The organism is Exiguobacterium sp. R-39 (assembly GCF_049942815.1).
Taxonomy (GTDB): domain Bacteria; phylum Bacillota; class Bacilli; order Exiguobacteriales; family Exiguobacteriaceae; genus Exiguobacterium_A.
This window is the reverse complement of sequence record NZ_CP187965.1, coordinates 622,416-637,392: the sequence shown is the minus strand read 5'-3', so window position 1 is coordinate 637,392 and position 14,977 is coordinate 622,416. Positions and strand designations below refer to the sequence as shown.

The following is a 14,977-nucleotide window of genomic DNA, read 5'->3' as shown; positions in this document are numbered from 1 at the left end:
CTGTCCAAAAAAACCGGCCCTTCCGTAAACATTCGGAAAGGCCGGTTTTGATTATTCTGGACGTGGTGCGATGTTTCCTTCTTCAATATCGAGTAATAAATCAATCAACTCGGCACAAAATTCGGGATACTGACGTAACAAGGCATCTTCTCCTACTTCGTCTACGAAATCAGCTAAAAGAATCCGGACTTCCGGAACTAATGCTTTGGCGACTTTCATGTAAGCAATCGCAAAACGCCATTTCCCCGAGATATAAAGAAGTTTACCGACCAACAAATCACCGGGCTCGACTTCAATTTCTGCTAACTCCGTCTGATACGTCTGTTTTGACATGATGTCGACGACCCGCTCTTCCTCAACAAGAAACAACGAGGGAACCGGATCCGCCAAACCTCTCAGCGCACGGTACAGACTCGGTGACATGTCTTCCTTGACCTGTTCTAAAAAACGGCCGTGCGGCGTTTTCCCTTGTTCATCGGTTTCATAAAAAATTGCCCAATCTACGAATAAATCACGGAACAGTTCAGCGTCTTTCAAATACCAACGTCCTTCCGTTGCGATTTCTTCGATGAAGGCCACCCAGTCTGTACTTCTGGCCGTTGCGGCTTCTTGATACATCTTCTTAAGCGCCGTATTCATCTCCGCTTCCGATACGGTCGTTGGAAAAGGGATTATTTTTCGCTCGCTTTTCATCGTGTCGGTCCTTTCCGGTGTGGGTTCGCCGGTCGTTTGATTGTTTCGGGTTCCGTGTGTTCCCGTTTCGGAATCACTTCGCCACGATAAATTTCCATCTCTTCCATTTCCACACCCATTTGCTTAGTCAGGGTCTTCAGGTGTTTCAAATCGTGATCCGTGACAAGGGCAAGAACCATACCAGATGCATTCCCGCGTCCTGTCCGTCCAGAACGGTGAACGAAATCATCGAATGACTCAGGTAAATCATAATGGACGACATGGGTAACCGCCTCGATGTCGAGTCCACGAGCTGCGAGGCCCGTCGTCACGAGCAATGGGAACTCGCCCCGTTTATACGAACGGAGTGTCTCCATCCGTTCCCGTTTTCCTTTTTCAGCGTCAAGAATGCGGTATTTTAATGAGAATTTACTGAGTTCGCCGTTTAACGGTCCAAGGAATGAGCGGTTATTGATGAACGTCAATACTTTCGCTCCCTGCATGTTCGCCAGGCGACGCAAGTATTCCGGTTTAAGACGGCGTGACATTTCGATATAACCGAATTTCACTTGCGTACTCATGACACGTTCTACTTTAATCCGTGCAGGCTCGTTCGCAAATAATGTTTTTCCCCATTCAGCTGTTCGTTCCGGCAATGTCGCCGAGATAAAGGCCAGCTGACGATCCCGCAGTGCACTGTTGGCAATTCGTGTTGCCGACGCGCTCATGCCGCTCTCATAAATTTGATCGGCTTCATCTAAAACTATCAGTTTTACTTTATGCATCTTCATTTTTTTAGAATCAATCAGTTCGACGAGTCGTCCCGGGGTTCCGACGATGATTTGCGGTTTTTTCTTCAATCGTTCATGCTGGCGTTTGAGTTCGACGCCACCAATGAAGGCACCTGATTTTATGCCGCTTCCTTGCGAAAACAGTTGAATGACTTGATGGATCTGCATGACCAGTTCACGTGTCGGTGCTGTAATCACGACTTGGATATGCGGTTCATTTTCATCAATCAATTCTAATGCAGGAATGACATATGCTAATGTTTTCCCGGTCCCGGTCGGTGCTTCGACCAAAACATCTTTTCTTTCGCGTAATAATGGAATCGCCTGTTCTTGAACCGGCATCATTTTTTCGAAGCGGGCGCGTTCCCATGCTTCTGTAATAAAAGGTTTCATAAAGTCCATAACGTGTATTCTCCTACTCTCTTCTGCATCATTCTGTGACATATTCAAATTGATCGGTCGTTTCGTCACGCAGACCACGTAACGTTTGTGTGTATTCGTTCCCTGCGTCGATGAGCCGGATGTGATATACCACTTCCTGGTCATTCTTTATTTCTTCCGTCAAAATATCAAACCCTTGAATGACCCGGTCTTGAAGTTCATCCGCCAGTTTCGGAAACTGACTGAGCACCGGGTAATCGGATCGGACATCATTCGGGCGACGAATCAGCTTCACCAAGTATTTTTCTTTATATCCGATGAAGTCTTCAAAATCAAAGTCATCTTCAAAACGAATCCAAAAGCCGTCTTCCTCAAACTCCGTAATCATTCCCGTTCGCGGTGTTCCTTCAGTCGATACTTTTAACGTCACCCAATCACCTGCTCTATAATCGGCACGGTCTTCCAACATCGAAAAATCCATTTTATGCACCTCCACGGTCTATATTCCCTTTTTCATTGTCAACGATACGTCATAAAAATACAAGATAACCCGGTGTGACTTTTATCACGATTCGAACTGTCTTGTTTAGATACATATAAAAATAGTGATACAGAATTTAAAATATGGCTTTATTTCGCCCTTTTTCTGTTTTTTAAGCATATTCCAATCACTGGTACACATTTAACGGATTCCTTATGTACCAACGTTTTTCAAGTCCTTTACGCTTTCACCGGGATGTAAAACTCTTCCCCCCTAATGTTTGTTACACTATTCACATAGGGGATGTATCTTGGACTGTTCACCTTAAAAACAAAGGAGTGTTCGTGATGTTACTTGAAAAAACACCAGCATGGCAACAATTCGAAACAGGCGCATGGAACAATCAAATTGACGTAGCTGATTTCATCCGTCGAAACCGGACAGAATACCGGGGAGACGATCAGTTTCTTGCAGGACCAACCGTGGCTACGGAAACACTGTGGCAACAAATCATGAATTTAACAAGTGAAGAACGTTCACGTGGTGGCGTCTATGCCGTCGATGCTTCGATACCTTCAACGATTCTGTCACACGGTCCAGGATACCTCAACCGCGAACTCGAACAAATCGTCGGTCTGCAAACCGACGAACCATTTAAACGTTCCATTCATCCGAACGGCGGGATTCGAATGGTCAATGATGCTTTAGAAGCCTATGGTTTCCAAGCCGATCCCCTCGTAACAAAAACATTTAGTGAATATCGTAAAACACATAATCAAGGCGTGTTCGATGCTTATACGCCTGAAATGCGTGCTGCCCGTAAAGCGGGTATCATCACAGGTCTTCCGGATGCCTATGGACGCGGTCGGATTATCGGAGACTATCGCCGTGTTGCGCTGTACGGTACAGCCTTCTTGATTGCAGGACGGAAACAAGATTTAAAAGACCGCGGCGGCTTCTTATCCGAATCGATGATCCGGGACCGTGAAGAGATGAACGAACAAATTCGGGCGTTACAAGAACTGACCGAGCTCGGTCAACGTTATGACTGCGACTTATCCCGTCCGGCGGAAACCGCCCAAGAAGCGTTCCAATGGGTGTACCTTGCTTACCTCGCTGCAATCAAAGAACAAAATGGGGCTGCGATGTCACTCGGCCGCGTCTCGACGTTCCTTGATATCTATATCGAACGCGATTTACAGTCAGGACGTTTGACGGAACAGACTGCCCAGGAACTTGTCGATCATTTTGTCATGAAGCTGCGAATCGTCAAATTCCTCCGGACACCGGACTACAATGATTTATTCTCCGGTGATCCGACCTGGGTCACGGAATCAATCGGCGGGATGAGTGAGGACGGTCGCTCCAACGTGACAAAAAGTTCGTTCCGCTTCCTGCAGACACTTGTCAATCTCGGTCCGGCTCCAGAACCGAATCTGACGGTCCTCTGGTCCACACAACTACCGCGCGGCTTTAAAGAATTTTGTGCCAAGATGTCGATTCTCTCCAGTTCGATCCAGTATGAAAATGATGATCTGATGTTGCCGATTTATGGCGACGACTACGGCATCGCGTGCTGTGTTTCCGCCATGAAAATTGGGAAGCAAATGCAATTTTTCGGAGCACGGGCGAACTTAGCAAAAGCATTGCTCTATACGTTAAACGGCGGCATGGATGAAAAACTTAAAATTCAAGTTGCTCCAAAGACGAACTTGATTTTAGATGATGTCTTAGATTATGAAACGGTCATGGCTGCTTACGACCGTCAGCTTGACTGGTTGGCGGAACTCTATGTCAATACATTGAACGTCATTCACTTCATGCATGATAAATACAGTTACGAACGCATCGAAATGGCGTTGCACGATCCGGAAATCTTACGGACGATGGCTTGCGGTATCGCCGGACTCTCTGTCGTGGCCGACAGCCTGTCCGCCATTCGTTACGCTAAAGTCTCCCCGATTCGTGATGCTGACGGAATTGCGGTTGATTTTAAAATCGAAGGTGACTTCCCGAAATTCGGAAATAATGATGAACGGGTCGATCAGATGGCGGTTGATCTCGTCAAACTGTTTATGGAAAAAATCCGGAAACATCCGACGTACCGTGATGCTTTACCGACTCAATCCGTCTTGACGATTACTTCAAATGTCGTCTACGGCAAAAAAACCGGCAATACGCCGGACGGACGACGTGCTGGTGAACCATTCGCACCGGGAGCCAATCCAATGCATGGTCGGGATACGAAGGGTGCCGTCGCCGCATTGACTTCCGTCGGGAAATTACCGTATGAACATGCCCTTGACGGCATTTCCTACACGTTCTCCATCGTCCCGAAAGCACTGGGGAAAGATGAACCGACACGAATTCGAAATACAGTCGGACTGCTTGACGGCTACATGGGCGGAACTACTTCAAAAGGACATCACTTAAACGTCAATGTCTTCGACCGGGAGACATTACTCGATGCGATGGAACATCCGGAACTTTATCCCCAATTGACGATCCGCGTTTCCGGTTACGCCGTCAACTTCATCAAGTTGACCCGCGAACAGCAAATCGACGTCATCAACCGGACGTTCCACGGTGCACTTTAACTGAAAGAAAGGACTGAAATGGCTATGACAATCGGAACGATTCATTCTGTTGAATCCTGCGGCACGGTCGACGGACCGGGTATTCGCTTCATCGTCTTCACGCAAGGCTGTCCTTTACGTTGCCAATACTGCCACAATGCGGATACGTGGGAATTCGGATGTGGTCGTTCCGTCTCGGCAACGGAAATCATTGAAGAAGCGGAAAGTTACCGATCATTTTTTGAAGCAACAGGCGGTGGTATCACATTTTCCGGCGGAGAACCCCTTGCCCAACCGGAATTTTTGGAAGCAGCACTTCGGGAAGCAAAACAAAAAGGCTTGCATACCGTCATCGATACAGCCGGTTCGGTCGTCCCTAAAAATATCGACCGGATTCTCGATTACACGGATCTCGTGTTACTCGACATTAAGCATATTGATGATGCGACCTGCCGGATTCTGACGGGGCGCAGTAATGCCAATACGCTTGCCTTTGCCAAACGGTTGGCAGAACGGAACATTCCCGTCTGGATCCGCCACGTTCTCGTGCCCGGTTTGACGATGACGGAGACGTTCCTGCGCCAGACCGGTGAATTCATCCGGACACTCGGTAATGTCGAACGGATCGAAGTACTTCCTTATCATCAGCTTGGCGTCTACAAATGGGAAGCGCTCGGTCTCGATTATCCATTAGCGGATGTTCTGCCGCCAAATCCAGAGGAAGCTGCTGCGGCTCAAGTATTGCTCGATTCTTACTTGTCTTGCTGACGACAAGTTGCTACACTGAACACATAGTCTATGAATAGGAGGTACAATACCGAAATGAAGCATTCACTCGCTACTGTCTAATGATGAAAGAATTCATCACTTTCGCAATGAGTTGCGGATGACTGACGCTACGAGTCTGCTCATTTTCGGTATTTCCGTCATTCGGAATATACCTTCTTTGATCTGCCCTCCTGCACACCATCCGCTCGCTTTCGGATGGTGTGTTTTCATTTCATCAATGCTGAAATGAACCCAAAAGGAGCTGAACATATGCCTGCAGAAATCTTATCTTTTCATGATGTACGCTTTGATCTTCCACAACAGACGTTGTTTCAACACGTGTCATTTTCCATCCGTCCCGGTGAGCATATTGCTTTGGTCGGTTCCAATGGTGTCGGTAAAACGACACTCTTCCAGCTGATTTTAAAACAGCTTCAGCCGACGGAAGGAAACATCTTCCGCGGCTATACGAACGTTGGACATGTCGCCCAACATCTCACTTCCAGTACACCGGCCATTCGGCTTGTTGAACAGGCTGACCGAGTACGTTACGAAGCAAGGGAAGCGGCTCTCCACTCATCGTCACTCGAAAACTACCAAGCTGCGTTCGATCTCGATGCTTTTTCACTTGAGACAGACGCCGCTCGGGCGTTAAAAGAAGTGCAATTGCCGGAACACGTCTGGACACACCCATTCAATACACTGAGCGGCGGCGAGCAGACACGCATTCAACTCGCCTGCCTGTTGGTCCAACAGCCGGATTTCATTCTGCTCGACGAACCGACCAATCACTTGGACTCGGATACGCTGGATTGGTTGATTCACTGGATGCATCAAACACCGCTTACCATCCTGTATGTGTCACATGAGCGGGCTTTCATCGATGCGACAGCCGAGGCTGTCCTTGAACTGACTCCGAGTCAGGCAACGCGGTATAAAGGAAACTACCAAGCGTATTGTGAGCAAAAAGAACAGGAACGCCTGACGCAGGAACGCGAGTATGAAAAGCAGGAAAAAACGCGAAAGGAACTCAAACGGATGATTACCCAGTATCAAAATTGGCATCAGCAAGCTGTCGCTCACGCCAGTGAACGGAATCCTTACGCCAAGAAAAAAGCAGCAAAACAAGCTAAAAAATTTAAGGCGAAAGAAAAACAACTCGAGCAGGTGCTCGACCGCCGTGTCGCTAAACCGGAATCCCCGTCCTCCGTTCATGTAGCCTTTGAAGCGGCATCGTTTGCCGCCAAGCAGTTGCTTGCACTGGACGCCGTTTCCTTTTCGTACGATGACCGGACATTGTTTCAAAAACTGAGTTTTTCCATACAACAAGGCGACCGGATTGCCGTCATCGGTCGGAATGGTTCCGGCAAGACGACTTTGCTCCGGCTAATTCGAGGGGAGCTCAACCCGACGGAAGGAACGGTGACACGCCATCCTGCTCTGACAGTCGGTTACTTTTCGCAGGCACTTGCGGATTTACCGACTTCCGGCTCTCTGCTCGACACGTTGATGCAGGAAACGACGATTTCTGAGACCGATGCCCGGACGCTGCTCGCTTGTTTTCTATTTCGCCGGGATCAGGTATATAAACCAATTACTGAAGCAAGCATGGGTGAACGGTGCCGGATTGCGTTCTTACGCCTTTACTTTTCCGGTGCCCGTCTGTTGATTCTCGATGAGCCGACCAACTACCTTGATTTGACGACCCGCGAACAAATCGAAGCCGCCCTCGATGTCTTTCCGGGTGAATTGTTGTTCGTATCACATGACCGTTACTTTAACGACCGTCTTTCGAACCGGACCATCTCGCTCGATCCACATGAACATGCGACCGTTCATCCGGTCGGGACAAAACAATTGCGCGAACAGCAGCCGAGTGACATTGAGGTCATTCAAAATGATTTGAAACGTCTTGAAGATTTGACGGGTACGATCGATTTTGACCGTGATTAAAGATCTTTTCAACAAAAGGAACGACACCTTCTCTGATTCGTCAGAAAGGTGTCGTTCCTTTGTGATTTTAAATAAAATCATCGTTTTTGATACTTCAGTTTCGTCCGTGCCTGGGCCTGTTTGTGAATCTTTTTCCACTTCTCTTTTTCTGCTGCCTGAAGAGCTGCATTTTGCTTTCGTTCTGCATAAGCGACTTCACGTTTCAGCTTCAGGAAACTGTCCCACCGTTCGCGCGACAGCTTTCCATCTGCCAAAGCGGCTTGGACAGCACAGCCTGGTTCTTCTACGTGCTGACAGTCCCGGAAACGGCAGGATTCCGCCAGCTCCTCAATATCCGAGAAGGTCGCTGCCAGTCCTTCTGTTCCGTCCCATAATCCGAGTTCCCGCATTCCCGGTGTATCGACGAGTAACAGACCGTTCGACAATCGTTTTAACTCCCGGTGTGTCGTCGTATGCCGGCCCCGTTCATCATCTTCCCGGACACCGCCCGTTTCCATCAGCTGTTCTTCTGCCAACGCATTGACGAGTGTCGATTTCCCGACGCCGGATGAGCCGACCAGGACAATCGTCTCCCGTGGGTGCAACGCGTCTCTTAATTCGGTCACCCCGTCACCCGTCAACGAATCCACAGCGAAATACGGTGTCCCAAAGGCGACGGTTTCCATCTCCGACAGGAACTCGTCGACCGAATCCACTAAACTTTTTTTCGTCAAGACGATAAGTGGTGTGACCCCGGCTTCCCAGGCGACCGTCAGATATCGTTCCAGGCGACGCACGTTAAAATCATGTCCAAATGCCATGACGAGCAATGCAATGTCGACATTCGCACAAATAACTTGTTCCTCGGTTTCCGTTCCGGCTGCTTTTCTGGAAAATTGCGTACTTCGCGGCAAGACACGTTCAATCCGTCCCTTACCGGCTTCCCGTCCGCTCTGAATCACCCAGTCCCCGACTGCCGGCAATTCGGATTTCGTCATGGCTTCAAATCGCAGCTTTCCGGATAACTCACTTAATGTTTCCCCGTCAGCCGTCATCACACGGAACTGTTTTTGAAAGACTGCCGTGACACGACCTAACTGTTCATTTATACCGACTTCATGTGCCGGTACTTTACCCCATTCGTTCAAATGGTCTCCTCCTCTGATTTAAGGGAGGGAAACCCCTCCCTGTGTTCCGATATGGTTTTCTGTTATGTGGCTGATTGCATACATAAAAACACCACTCCTCTCGTTTCTTATAGTCGAATTTTACCATATTCTATTCAGCTGACCTAGTAGACTCATTAAAGTCAGACTTCCCTCCTCCGCCTCAAGTCGGAGATGATTCCGGTCCGAAGGGCGTCGTGATTGCGGATTCACTTCGGTAAGATAAGAGTATCAAGAAAAAGGAGGCTTCATCATGAAGCAATCAAAAGGAAAACAGGTCTTGATGGCACTTGCCGGTCTCGCCCTTCTCGCTGTCGTCATCGGTACATTACCGCATATGATCGGACTCGGGCTCGGCGCGCTACTCGCTTTTTACGCCATCAGTAAGTTTATCCAAACATCAAGCGTTTTCGCGAAAATCGGATTTGGACTGTTCGCAGCAATCGGAATCGGTGTTGCCCTATCAAACATCTGGGCTGTTGTCGGGATCGCTGCCGCACTTGCACTCTACATCGGATACATGCGTATGAAACTGCAACGTGTTGATTTGAATCAACTGTTCGCCCGCCGTCGTCCGGCCGCATCGTCCCACTTTGAAGCCGATTGGCAAGATCTCGATCAAAAACGCTAACAAATGGACAGTACATCACGAACCGATACTTTGTAGATTTAACATCCAAGGAGGAATTTTTGATGAAAAACGTATTCGATCAATTAAATGAGTTTGCCAATCAAATGATGACAGAAGTAAAAAAAGCCGCCGATCAGGGAGAAGCACCTGCTAAAAAGCTGGTCCGCCACATCCGGACAACCGAATCGGACTTAAAAGAAATCGACCGTTTACTGGAACGTCAACGGACGTTGCTTGTTGAACTGACACAAAAACAGGATGAAGCGAAGGAACTCGCAGATAAACGTTTTACACAAGTTGAAATCGCCAAAGAAGCAGGCGAACAAGAACTTGCAGAACGGGCGGCCATCGAGTCGAAACATTACGGGGAACAGTTCCGCTTCTTTGAAGAACTGATTGTCGAAACGAAACGTGAGCTCAATCAGCTCGAACGGGAAGCACTGGAATTGAAACTGAAGCTGGAAGACTTACAAAACAAACGGTATGAATGGATGATGCGTGAAAACGTCTCGAATTTAAAATCGAAGATGAACCAGGTGCTAGAACGCGAACCAAATGCTACTATTAAACAAGAACAACATCCATTCACAACAAACGAACCTGAAACGAAAGAAGAGGAAGCGCCGATTGCAGAAGATGATATTGATGCGCGGATTGCCGATCTCGAACGTCGTTTCCAAAAATAAGTATTCGGACGAAGGAGGCATTCTTGCCTCCCTTTGTCATGTCAGGAAGGAGATTGCCCGTGCGACGATTAAGTACAAAACAACTAGTCGGCTACGTGTCGATCCTGTTTGCTCTCGGACTATTCTATGATTTGATGACAGGCGCGGGAAATGTATTATTCGGAGTGCTTTTCCCCTTCCTCCTGTATTATGTCGGGATTCATTTCCGAAAAAGAAATCATGAAAAACTGGCTATCCTGTTTTACATCGTTGGTACAATCATCTTAGCCGGTGTCGTCCTCAGTTCGGCAGCGATCGGATTCGTCATCGCCGGTATTCTGCTGTATCTCGGAATCATTCTCGTAACCCGTCACTCTGTCCGGGAATTTTTCTTCTCAAAAATTTCATCGAGCTTATATGAGGAGGAAGGCATTAAGATTCAACCGGCCTATTCTTTTGCGACACAACAGGAACTTCCCTACGTTTTAAAAGATTTGAGCGAACAATTCATCGTCCGTGATCTCGAAATCGACTTGACGCATGCTTATGTTCCGGAAGGCGAAACACTGATCGTCGTCAGTGGTGTCGTCGGTGATGTCCGAATCCTGTTACCGTCCGGTTACGATTACACGCTCGATACATCGATTGGTTTCGGGAGCGTCAAGACAGATGTCCGTCGTATTCCGACTTTCTTTAATCGCCGAATCCAGTACCGTGCCCCCGAATATGACAAGGCTGTCCGAAAAGTCCGGATTCATGTCATGCTTGGAATCGGGAACGTGGAGGTGACCTCGATATGAAACGTGATCAATTTCCGCTTGGTGTCATCGCACTCCAGGTCATGACCGGTTTTTTGACGGCTGTGATGACGACGTTATTATTTCTAAGTACACGCCAAGTCAATTGGCATGTACTTTTCGTCCGTCAACAGGACTTTCCTGTTTTTCTGCTCGTCATCGGTTTATCGCTTTTATTACCGTTAGCAGTTGGCAGTATCCACTATTTCTTTTTACGGCGCGATTTCAAGAGAGTCACAACGGCCATCATTGAACTGGAGCAAGGAAAAGAAGTGACAATTGTCAACGGTCCTTATTTCCACACGCTGACACGTCTGTCGCGGATCGGGAAACGGATTGATGAACAGGTCGAAACCGTTCAAAAAATCAGTACCCGTCCCCAACACATCGAACAAGTCCGTGTCCAGGCCATTACAGAAGAGCGAAAACGGCTGGCCCGTGATTTACACGACTCTGTTTCCCAGCAGCTGTATGCCATCTCGATGATGACGACAGCAGCGAAACAGACGATTCTGACGCAACCTGAAACAGCTGCCAAACAAATCGATTTGGTCGAAACAATGGCCCAGACGGCACAGTCAGAAATGCGTTCCCTGTTATTACAATTACGCCCGGTCGAACTCGAAGGCATGACCCTTCAGCAAGGCCTGACTCAATTGTTGGAAGAGTTATCAAGAAAGCAGTCCACCGAGCTGAGTTGGAAGCTTGAATCCATCGAATTACCCCGCCCGATTGAGAACGAATTGTTCCGGATTGTCCAAGAAGGACTGACCAATGCATTGCGCCATGCCAAAGCGTCACATATGGACATCGAACTTCGTCAATTCAATGATACAGTCATCTTAAGCATGAATGATGACGGCGTTGGTTTTATCGTCGATGAAAAAAAACTCGCTTCTTACGGCATCAATTCGATGCGGGAACGGACAGCTGAGATGGGTGGAGCGATTCGTCTCGTCAGTGTTCCGGGACAAGGAACGCAAATTGAAGTAAAATTAAGAAAAGATCGGATGGTGCAAGTATGATACGTGTGTTATTAGTCGATGATCACGAAATGGTCCGTGCAGGTGTTTCTGCTTTTTTGTCCACTCAACCAGATATCGAGGTCGTAGCAGAAGCATCGGACGGACAAGCAGGTGCTGAGCTTGCATTGAAACATCGTCCGGATGTCGTTTTAATGGATTTAGTCATGGAGCCGGTCGATGGCGTTGAAGGAACACGGTTGATTCGAAAAGAATGGCCAGATGCCAAAATTCTAGTCGTCACCAGCTTTTTAGATGATGAAAAGGTCTACCCTGTCATCGAGGCCGGTGCAATGAGTTATGTCTTAAAAACAGCAAGTGCCTTTGAAATTGCGGAAGCGATTCGAAAAACAGCAAGTGGTCAATCCGTCATGGCGGCCCAAGTCACGGGGAAAATGATGGAACGTTTACGAAAACCAACGAGCCATCTCCATGATGATTTGACAGAACGCGAACAGGAAGTATTGCAACTGATGGCACGCGGAATGGCGAACCAGGAAATTGCCGACGAACTGTTCATCTCTTTGAAGACTGTCAAAACACATGTTTCGAACATCTTGTCGAAGCTTGATGTCGTTGACCGGACGCAAGCTGTCGTTTATGCGTTTAAACACAACATCGTTAAGTAATCTTCAGCATTTTTCTATACTTACAATTGCTCTCATACTCAATGAAAATGACCGGGTTCCTCCTGTATCTCAGAGGAACCCGGTCATTTATTTGTTTTCGTTCTGTCACCACAATTTCCAGCCTGGTGCTCCAGGCGGCGCATTCTCAATCATATGCCAAATTGGAACCGTATAGGCAAATGCAATTAACGCAAACGTCACGAAAATCCAAAGCTTCCAATTTTCGAAGAACAGCGGTGTTTGCATCGCTGCTTTTTCTGTTTCAGCAACCGGGAACTCTTCCATGCCTTTCGGTGCCCGGAAAGCGAGTTGGAACATCGCAAATAAGAACAACAGAATGGAAAGGAATAAAATCGTTCCGCCAATTGCCATCGCAACATGATACGGAATCCAGTCGGCAACAAGCGAATCTTTGAAGTAAGCTGCCGGACCTGTTCGTCTCGGATTACCGAGTAACCCTGAAATATGCATCGCTGTCGACATGAACAGCATACCGACCGTCCACAACATCGTTTGGATCAGTCCGATCCGGTTGAGTTGTTTCGTCAGCGTCCGTCCTCTGAGCAAGGGGACCAACCAATAGGCAGTTCCAAAAAACGTTAAGGCAACGGCAGCTCCGACCGTGATATGAAAATGACCGGTCACCCACAGTGTGTTGTGGACAACAATGTTTAATTGATGCGACGCATTGATGACTCCACCTGCTCCCGCCGGAATGAAAAATAACATTCCGACAAACGGTGCTAAAAAGCGGACATCCCGGTACGGCATCTTCTTGATCCAGCCGAACAGTCCGGTTGCGCCTTGACGCCGCCCTGCCAGTTCAAAAGTCGCAAACATCGAGAAGGCTGTCATGAGTGACGGGATGATGACCAAAAACGTGAGAACGACCTGAATGTATTTCCAAAAGGCTGAGATACCCGGTTCCAACAATTGATGATGGAATCCGACCGGGAAGGAAAACAGTAAAAATAATAAAAAGGACATCCGGGCCAATGCATCTGAAAAAATCTTTCCGCCGACGATTTTCGGAATCACGGTGTACCAGACGATATATGCCGGCAACAGCCAAAAATATACAAGCGGATGACCAAAGTACCAAAAGAGCGTCCGTGACAACTCAATTCCGACTTTATCCGTCCAACCGAGTGACAACGGTAAGAGTTGAAACAAAATCGTAGCAGCGACTCCGAGTGTCGCGACGACCCATAACAATACCGTCATGATACTCATGTATGCCTGAAGCGGTGGATGAACACCTTTGTGCTCCCGTTTATAGTCCGCGTACATCCGGAACATCGCACCGGAAGAAATCCACGTTCCGACAACAAAGATGACAAGTCCGATATAAAACACCGGGTGAGCCTTCAATGGTGCATAAAAGGTATATAAAACAGAAGCTTCTCCTGCGAGGACCATCCATGTGACGAGGACGACACCAAGCATCATAAACCAAAATCCGACCCAACCGAGCCGTCTTGGAAATTCTTCGAAACGCCCAAACGATTGTCCTAAAAAAGAAAATAGTAAGCCAAAAATAAATAATGTCGTAAATACAATCGCCAGCATCAACCCGTGGGCCGTCAATAATTCATAATAGCCGACGCCTGCAATTTCCGGAATCACACCGGTCCGCACGAGTGTCTGCAGTAACCCGCATAACCCGCCAATCAACAAGGCGACGAGCGAAAAGCTGACATGGGCAAAAGCCAGTTTCGCTTCTTTTAAGCCAATTGCCGTCGCCGGCATTCCCCGCTCCATCTCAAATTCTTTTAATTTTCTCGAAATGGCATTCATTTACTCCACCACCTTAATTTTTGTCGACATCATATGGTGACCGCTTCCGCAATACTCATTACAGACAATCAAATACTCTCCGGCTTTTTTAAAGGTATATTCGATTGAATTGATATGACCGGGTACGACCATCATGTTGACATTTGTCTTTACGATTTCAAAACCGTGAACGACATCTTTTGACGTCACGAGAAAGTCTACCGTTGCCCCTTTTTTAATTACCATATCTTGTGGCGTGAACTGAAACGCTTGCGACACCATGACTGCTTCATAGCGGTTTTCGTCAATTTTTTTCAACCCCGGTTTATCAAATGGTTTGGTCTGATCCACTTGTGTCGGATCAATTAATGTAGCGTCAGACGGCGGTTGATTGCCGGATGCAAAAGCAGAAATACCAATGATGACTAAAAAAACGGCTAACATCACACAACCAAATACTAACCAAATTTTCTCCAAACGATGAATGTGCATTGCCTCTCCTCCTTATCTGGAACTAAATAATAGAAAAATCGATCCCCACATCCCGATGATGACGGAAGCAACAATAAAAACGGCGACGATTGTGCCTGATAAATTCGGTTCTGGTTTACTGCTCATGATGCCTATCTCCCTTCTCATTTCAACTTGATGTCCTGTCTTCATTCTAGAAAAGACGTACCGCTTGAGACC

At 47.5% G+C, this 14,977-nt stretch carries 14 protein-coding genes; 8 read left to right on the top strand and 6 right to left on the bottom strand.

The genetic code is table 11. From position 1 onward, the window contains the following. Window positions 1–51 precede the first annotated feature (51 nt). The 3 genes from ACP26N_RS03295 to ACP26N_RS03285 are packed head-to-tail and all read right to left on the bottom strand — an operon-like array spanning window position 52 to window position 2,325. A complete protein-coding gene (locus ACP26N_RS03295) occupies window positions 52–693 on the bottom strand; it encodes a hypothetical protein (RefSeq protein ID WP_131504208.1) in 642 nt (213 codons plus the stop codon). Further along, on the bottom strand, window positions 690–1,865 hold the full coding sequence (locus ACP26N_RS03290) for a DEAD/DEAH box helicase (RefSeq protein ID WP_131504209.1): 1,176 nt from the start codon (window positions 1,863–1,865) through the stop codon (window positions 690–692). Before ACP26N_RS03290 ends, ACP26N_RS03295 begins: the two co-directional genes overlap by 4 nt. A gap of 28 nt (window positions 1,866–1,893) precedes the next feature. Further along, on the bottom strand, window positions 1,894–2,325 hold the full coding sequence (locus tag ACP26N_RS03285) for a hypothetical protein (RefSeq protein WP_131504210.1): 432 nt from the start codon (window positions 2,323–2,325) through the stop codon (window positions 1,894–1,896). 347 nt (window positions 2,326–2,672) lie between these two features. Here ACP26N_RS03285 and pflB point away from each other — a divergent pair, with 347 nt between their 5' ends. The 3 genes from pflB to abc-f all read left to right on the top strand — a co-directional run bounded on the left by pflB (window position 2,673) and on the right by abc-f (window position 7,622). Continuing rightward, window positions 2,673–4,922 carry a formate C-acetyltransferase gene (pflB, locus tag ACP26N_RS03280; protein WP_131504211.1) on the top strand — a complete coding sequence of 750 codons (2,250 nt, stop codon included), beginning with the start codon at window positions 2,673–2,675 and terminating at the stop codon, window positions 4,920–4,922. Window positions 4,923–4,946: 24 nt separating this feature from the next. Next, window positions 4,947–5,669, top strand: a complete 723-nt coding sequence (pflA, locus tag ACP26N_RS03275; RefSeq protein ID WP_165871685.1) for a pyruvate formate-lyase-activating protein — start codon at window positions 4,947–4,949, stop codon at window positions 5,667–5,669. A 270-nt stretch (window positions 5,670–5,939) separates the two neighbouring features. Then, a complete protein-coding gene (gene abc-f, locus ACP26N_RS03270) occupies window positions 5,940–7,622 on the top strand; it encodes a ribosomal protection-like ABC-F family protein (protein WP_426354781.1) in 1,683 nt (560 codons plus the stop codon). 77 nt (window positions 7,623–7,699) lie between these two features. On the opposite strand, the gene rsgA is transcribed toward abc-f, so the two are convergent. After that, entirely contained in the window at window positions 7,700–8,749 is a 1,050-nt protein-coding gene (rsgA, locus tag ACP26N_RS03265; RefSeq protein WP_131504214.1) for a ribosome small subunit-dependent GTPase A, read from the bottom strand. A 271-nt stretch (window positions 8,750–9,020) separates the two neighbouring features. Between rsgA and ACP26N_RS03260 the strand changes: the two genes are divergently transcribed. The 5 genes from ACP26N_RS03260 (at window position 9,021) to ACP26N_RS03240 (ending at window position 12,511) form a co-directional block, all read left to right on the top strand. Next, window positions 9,021–9,398 (top strand): hypothetical protein, encoded by a 378-nt coding sequence (locus ACP26N_RS03260; RefSeq protein ID WP_426354778.1) that lies wholly within the window; start codon window positions 9,021–9,023, stop codon window positions 9,396–9,398. A 62-nt stretch (window positions 9,399–9,460) separates the two neighbouring features. Next, window positions 9,461–10,084, top strand: a complete 624-nt coding sequence (locus tag ACP26N_RS03255; RefSeq protein WP_131504216.1) for a PspA/IM30 family protein — start codon at window positions 9,461–9,463, stop codon at window positions 10,082–10,084. A gap of 59 nt (window positions 10,085–10,143) precedes the next feature. Further along, window positions 10,144–10,863: a cell wall-active antibiotics response protein LiaF gene (gene liaF, locus ACP26N_RS03250; protein ID WP_426354776.1), complete on the top strand. Its 720-nt coding sequence runs from the start codon at window positions 10,144–10,146 to the stop codon at window positions 10,861–10,863. Then, window positions 10,860–11,885 (top strand): sensor histidine kinase, encoded by a 1,026-nt coding sequence (locus ACP26N_RS03245; RefSeq protein WP_131504217.1) that lies wholly within the window; start codon window positions 10,860–10,862, stop codon window positions 11,883–11,885. Before liaF ends, ACP26N_RS03245 begins: the two co-directional genes overlap by 4 nt. Then, the gene (locus tag ACP26N_RS03240; RefSeq protein WP_131504218.1) at window positions 11,882–12,511 is read left to right on the top strand and encodes a response regulator; all 630 of its coding nucleotides are present in this window, start codon (window positions 11,882–11,884) and stop codon (window positions 12,509–12,511) included. The genes ACP26N_RS03245 and ACP26N_RS03240 overlap by 4 nt, the downstream gene beginning before the upstream one ends. A 105-nt stretch (window positions 12,512–12,616) precedes the next feature. Here ACP26N_RS03240 and ACP26N_RS03235 read toward each other — a convergent pair whose 3' ends face one another. Both ACP26N_RS03235 and ACP26N_RS03230 read right to left on the bottom strand, forming a co-directional pair. Continuing rightward, complete coding sequence (locus ACP26N_RS03235; protein WP_131504219.1) at window positions 12,617–14,308, bottom strand: b(o/a)3-type cytochrome-c oxidase subunit 1; 1,692 nt, start codon at window positions 14,306–14,308, stop codon at window positions 12,617–12,619. Then, window positions 14,309–14,779 (bottom strand): cytochrome c oxidase subunit II, encoded by a 471-nt coding sequence (locus ACP26N_RS03230; protein ID WP_188005181.1) that lies wholly within the window; start codon window positions 14,777–14,779, stop codon window positions 14,309–14,311. Between the last annotated feature and the right edge of the window lie 198 nt (window positions 14,780–14,977).

Bases quoted from the DNA above. Each gene is read 5' to 3' on its own strand.
- ACP26N_RS03295 (WP_131504208.1), bottom strand. From the start codon at position 693: ATGAAAAGCGAGCGAAAAATAATCCCTTTTCCAACGACCGTATCGGAA.
- ACP26N_RS03290 (WP_131504209.1), bottom strand. From the start codon at position 1,865: ATGGACTTTATGAAACCTTTTATTACAGAAGCATGGGAACGCGCCCGC.
- ACP26N_RS03285 (WP_131504210.1), bottom strand. From the start codon at position 2,325: ATGGATTTTTCGATGTTGGAAGACCGTGCCGATTATAGAGCAGGTGAT.
- pflB (WP_131504211.1), top strand. From the start codon at position 2,673: ATGTTACTTGAAAAAACACCAGCATGGCAACAATTCGAAACAGGCGCA.
- pflA (WP_165871685.1), top strand. From the start codon at position 4,947: ATGACAATCGGAACGATTCATTCTGTTGAATCCTGCGGCACGGTCGAC.
- abc-f (WP_426354781.1), top strand. From the start codon at position 5,940: ATGCCTGCAGAAATCTTATCTTTTCATGATGTACGCTTTGATCTTCCA.
- ACP26N_RS03260 (WP_426354778.1), top strand. From the start codon at position 9,021: ATGAAGCAATCAAAAGGAAAACAGGTCTTGATGGCACTTGCCGGTCTC.
- ACP26N_RS03255 (WP_131504216.1), top strand. From the start codon at position 9,461: ATGAAAAACGTATTCGATCAATTAAATGAGTTTGCCAATCAAATGATG.
- ACP26N_RS03245 (WP_131504217.1), top strand. From the start codon at position 10,860: ATGAAACGTGATCAATTTCCGCTTGGTGTCATCGCACTCCAGGTCATG.
- ACP26N_RS03240 (WP_131504218.1), top strand. From the start codon at position 11,882: ATGATACGTGTGTTATTAGTCGATGATCACGAAATGGTCCGTGCAGGT.
- ACP26N_RS03235 (WP_131504219.1), bottom strand. From the start codon at position 14,308: ATGAATGCCATTTCGAGAAAATTAAAAGAATTTGAGATGGAGCGGGGA.
- ACP26N_RS03230 (WP_188005181.1), bottom strand. From the start codon at position 14,779: ATGCACATTCATCGTTTGGAGAAAATTTGGTTAGTATTTGGTTGTGTG.